The organism is Massilia frigida (assembly GCF_011682175.1).
GTDB classification, from domain to species: domain Bacteria; phylum Pseudomonadota; class Gammaproteobacteria; order Burkholderiales; family Burkholderiaceae_D; genus Telluria_A; species Telluria_A frigida.
In genome coordinates this window covers 1-4,267 of record NZ_WHJG01000087.1, presented here as the reverse complement: position 1 = coordinate 4,267, position 4,267 = coordinate 1, and the positions used below count along the sequence as shown (strand labels likewise).

The 4,267-nt window shown below is 57.9% G+C and carries 4 protein-coding genes; 1 reads left to right on the top strand and 3 read right to left on the bottom strand.

What is annotated here, in order from left to right; all coding sequences use genetic code 11:
* Positions 1–123 precede the first annotated feature (123 nt).
* From F2P44_RS33820 to F2P44_RS33810, 3 genes are all read right to left on the bottom strand, one after another.
* Complete coding sequence (locus F2P44_RS33820) at positions 124–606, bottom strand: hypothetical protein (RefSeq protein WP_167094405.1); 483 nt, start codon at positions 604–606, stop codon at positions 124–126.
* 520 nt (positions 607–1,126) lie between these two features.
* Entirely contained in the window at positions 1,127–1,495 is a 369-nt protein-coding gene (locus F2P44_RS36000; protein ID WP_167094403.1) for an immunity protein Imm33 domain-containing protein, read from the bottom strand.
* Positions 1,496–2,500: 1,005 nt separating this feature from the next.
* Positions 2,501–3,190, bottom strand: a complete 690-nt coding sequence (locus tag F2P44_RS33810; protein ID WP_167094401.1) for a hypothetical protein — start codon at positions 3,188–3,190, stop codon at positions 2,501–2,503.
* Between the two features lie 127 nt (positions 3,191–3,317).
* Between F2P44_RS33810 and F2P44_RS33805 the strand changes: the two genes are divergently transcribed.
* Positions 3,318–3,875 carry a TetR/AcrR family transcriptional regulator gene (locus tag F2P44_RS33805; RefSeq protein ID WP_167094399.1) on the top strand — a complete coding sequence of 186 codons (558 nt, stop codon included), beginning with the start codon at positions 3,318–3,320 and terminating at the stop codon, positions 3,873–3,875.
* Positions 3,876–4,267: the final 392 nt, after the last annotated feature.

Here is a 4,267-nt window from a genome sequence, read left to right as displayed (position 1 = left end):
AATCGCCGCAACATGCGCCGCCCAGAATTGCATGTCCTTTTTCATCCTTGTCCCACATAAAATTAGATGGGGAAAGAATGCTGCAGCCGCAGCTATGCCACAAGTCTGGGGTTTATGGCGCGCTTACTCTGGATCGAACCCTTCCGGCACGCTGAGTAGCCCCTGATCGATATGTACCCAGCCCGTGCTTGTGCGCTTGTACACCTGCCCATGCTGGCCGCAAACAAACAAGGCTGCGCCGATCTCTCGAATTTGCGAGACGTAGCCCCCAGTTCCCAGACGCGCACCGGCGTCGCCGATTTTTTCGTGAACAGCCGGACCGTTGGCATTGTCGAACAATTCGACTTCGCCTTCCTTCGAGAGGCTGCATAGCAATCGTCCACGGGCAGCGTCCGGTCGTTTGACACAAACCGACACCACATTGGCGTCCACGTCGTGATAGAACCACTTCCATTTCTGGGTGCTTTGCGCGTCGTGGACGCTCAGGCGCGCGTGCGCGTATTCACGCGGATCAACCTCCTTCAGGTTGCAGGCAACATAGACAAAATCGTCCTCAATCACGCAACCGTCAAGAAAGAAAACTTCATTGCCAATGTTGGCTTCCACAATCATCTCCGAGTTATCCGCGACCCGCACCGCCCGAACCCTGGCGTGGCTTGCCCATGAGCGACGGATCAAGACTTTTTACATTACCGAACGGGTCTGCGCGAAGTTTGACGTCTGGACCCAGGCCGTTAGCCCTGTGAAAATCCCGCAATTGTTTTCTGAGATTTCGGCATCACCCGGTCACTTTGGCTTGGGTATATTGGGGCCCGAAGGCCGCCGCAGGCGCGGTCTTTCGTCGCGGGGCCCGTACCGCCGCCACAACGAGGGGTCGGGCCTGGCGGCATCTTTTTAACTCGTCGCGATGCGAGCTGGAGATGCACGCACGTTTAGCCTCGAGCTTTCACGGTAACGATTATGACCTCAGCCCTGCACCGCATTGGCCGGCTGTACGCGATCTGGCAGCAAGGCGCCGAACTGGGCCGGCCGCAACGGGTGGCGCGGCGCCAGCGCCACCAACATCGGCGGAATCAGCCATCACGCGCCTCACCGATGGAAATCAGCAGTGAAATACTGATTCCGATCAGGACGGTTCCAGCAGCGATGGGTCAAACCACACGTCTTCGTAGCCGTCATTATCGATGATGAATTTAAATCCCGGAGCAAGAGCAAGATAGGGCACGACTTGCGGGGCAAACTCGCCGATATGGCTAAGGTGCAGCGGCTGATAAAATTCGGTCTCGGATGAGTGATCGCCGCCCCAAATGTACCAGCCATCGGTGCCATTTTCCGGCGTGCAGCGCACCCCGGTGATCGGCATGTTCGACAGGCTGTCGATCGCAATGCCGATCTTGAGGTGAGGATCCGGCAGAACCACGTCCGATGAATACTGTTGACACACTTCTTTTTGGCGTGCTAGCACCGCTGGGGATTTCAAATCGATGATAGTCATGGCTAAATTTTAGTATGCATACATTCGGAAAAGGCTGACGCCATACCACCCTGTTGGCTTGAACAGCGAGGACAGTGCGGCTGAACGGCAGCGATACTTGTTTGATGTGCAACATCGTTTGTGCCGGTGCGGTAGTGTTCGACCGCAAGGCCGTTGATGTGATCAGCCACCATTCGCGGGGCGATTGTACCGCAAACCACGCATGGAAGCCCCTGAACCGCCGCGTATGTCGCCGCGCAGCGGCTGACCGGTCGAGCTTCAGTGCAGACAGTGGTATCTCCTGCCGAAACTATTCCAGATATTGCGGCTCGAACCGAGAACAAGTCTAGATAGTGGCGGAAAGCCCGCAGGTGAGAAGCCCGTGGAGCCCTCTGTCCTCTTGGTGAAAAAAAATCGATGGTGGGCCGATCTTGGCATTTTGGACGTTGCTAAACGAGCACTTATCGTCCACGGTGGTAGTCGGGAGCATTGTCATAGTTGGAAGTGCGTACAAGCTTAGCGTTGGTTCACAGAGTTGTCCTTGTGGGTAGTCGCCCGGTTCGGCTTCGCCAGCCGCCTGAAGGCAGAATGCCAACCTATACGTCACTCCATGCCAGACTGTGCGTCTTTAATGCCAAGGTATGCGTCGCACCACGCGTATGCATTGTTACGTCAGAATAGAGCCTTGAACAGACCCGTAGCAAATTCAAAGACTTAGGCGTAGGGGCTATCTACCCTTGATTGTTAATGTCTTGAACGGCGCCATCTGCGAGCAATTTTTAGCGTACCTTGAATAATATATTCTTGAACGAGGCGCGAGTCCAGTTGTTCACACCTAAAGCTCCCCCCATACCGAGGGGGGCGAAGCCCGCGATGACTGTTGGGCTCGTGCAGCTTCTTAAATCTCCAAACACTGTGCTGCGGTGAGCGCGGCGGGCGGTATGTCGACTACAAAGCACTGGGCGATCACGATCGACGTGTGGGTGATGGCGCTAATCGTGAAGATCCCGTCGACAAACGACCAGACTATGCGCTACGACCGGACCGAACCAAAACGGCTGCCGCTGCCAGGTTCCAGATGGAATGCACGCCGAAAATTGCCATCAGGCTGCCGGGTGTGAGGCGCACATCGGCAACTAGGATAAACAGGCCGGGAAGTATCCCCGCCGCCAACCCCAGCGCCGCGCACCAACGCGACCATGGCCAAGCGGGCGCGGACGCCAGGGCATACGACCACGCCAGAAACGCGGCGCACATCGACAGCAGTCCCGCCTTGGTCAGCACTTGGATGATGGTTCCGATAACCCGCAGGACAACGTAGATAACGTCGACCTCGCTTTGCGGCGCGGCGATAAACTGGCGCGCCAAGTGGGGCACCGCAAAGCCATCGAGCAGCATCGCCCCGACAACGATGCAGCAGCCGAGACCATACCCGGCCATCGCAATGATCACTGGCGGGCGCTGGCGCCCGAGCAGCGCGCTGAACACCGCAAAGCCGCCGGCCAGCATCGCCAGCATGACAATGAGCACGCCATGCACGACGCCATCCATCAGCTGCAGCGAGACAAGCTGAGCGAGGCTTTCCTGAACGGACGACGCTTTAGCGACAACGGGGTGATGAGACAGGGCCACGAGCGCAACCCCAGTGGTGCCGGCGATGGCGAGAGCGGCCCGGCGCCGATGCGACGGGAGGGGAACAGTTGCTGGCAAATGCATGGGATTCCTTTACTTTTTGGTTGGAGCCCCAGTAATATCATTGCCGCCGCATACAGTGGCGGAGCACTTCTTCGGTTCATCCGCTAGCGGACAAAACCTCCACATTGTCCGTCAAAGAGAGGATCCCATGGTTGACGAAATGCTGGACCGCCGCAGCCTGCGCACGCGCGCCGCACTCCACGGGGCGTTTGTGGTGTTGTTGTTGGAGCAAGGCTACGATGCGCTCAAGATCGGCGCCGTCGCGGACCGCGCCAACGTCGGCCGCTCGACGTTTTATGAGCACTACCGCACCAAGCACGACCTCTTGCGGGCCAGCATTGTCGGGCCATTCTCCATCCTGGCCGATCTGGTCGGTCCAACCCGGTCGACCGGGTATGTGACGGCCCTGCTTCGGCATTTTCGGGACAATCAGCAGGTTGCGCGCGTTTTGCTCGGCTGGCCCACGCGGCCCCTGCTTGGCCAAACGCTGGCGGATCTCATTGCTGAACGACTCAAACGCCATCCCGCCGGTTTTGCGCGGGTCCCGCACGAGGTGATCGCACGGCAAATAGCCGATGCCCAGCTCTCGCTTGTCGAGAGTTGGGTGCAGGGGCGCCCACACTTGGACCTTGACGTGGTGGCGGATGCGCTAAGACGCACTGCCGTCGTCTTGGTGTCTGCCCATAGCGATACAGCCTGCCCTTGAGCAGGAAGAAAAGCCTAATTTTGTTCTTGAATCTTGAAAGTAAAGTACCGAGCCGAACCACGTCGGCTGGAAAACCGTACAATCAGCTATGCGCTACATCGACAGCGACGATCCAGGGGGTCAAGGTGCAATAGAACGTAAAACCGGGTTAAGGGCTAAGCCTGTCAGGTTGGGGTCATAGGTGCGAACGCGAGGCCGTCAGGAAATGGGTGAAGCGACCCTATATTGACGCCGTTCGAGTCGGCTGCCTGACGTCAGGTTGAAGCCATCTCGTTATACACAACTCAGGCGCCTTCCTCCCGTAGTGCCTGCAATGTTTGAGCTGCGGTCATTACTTGGTCCAATCCTCGCCAGATGGTCTTGACGCCGGGCTCGCCATCGCTTTTGCGGGC

Coding starts and splice junctions, on each gene's coding strand:
- F2P44_RS36000 (WP_167094403.1), bottom strand. CDS start 1,495: ATGACTATCATCGATTTGAAATCCCCAGCGGTGCTAGCACGCCAAAAA.
- F2P44_RS33810 (WP_167094401.1), bottom strand. CDS start 3,190: ATGCATTTGCCAGCAACTGTTCCCCTCCCGTCGCATCGGCGCCGGGCC.
- F2P44_RS33805 (WP_167094399.1), top strand. CDS start 3,318: ATGGTTGACGAAATGCTGGACCGCCGCAGCCTGCGCACGCGCGCCGCA.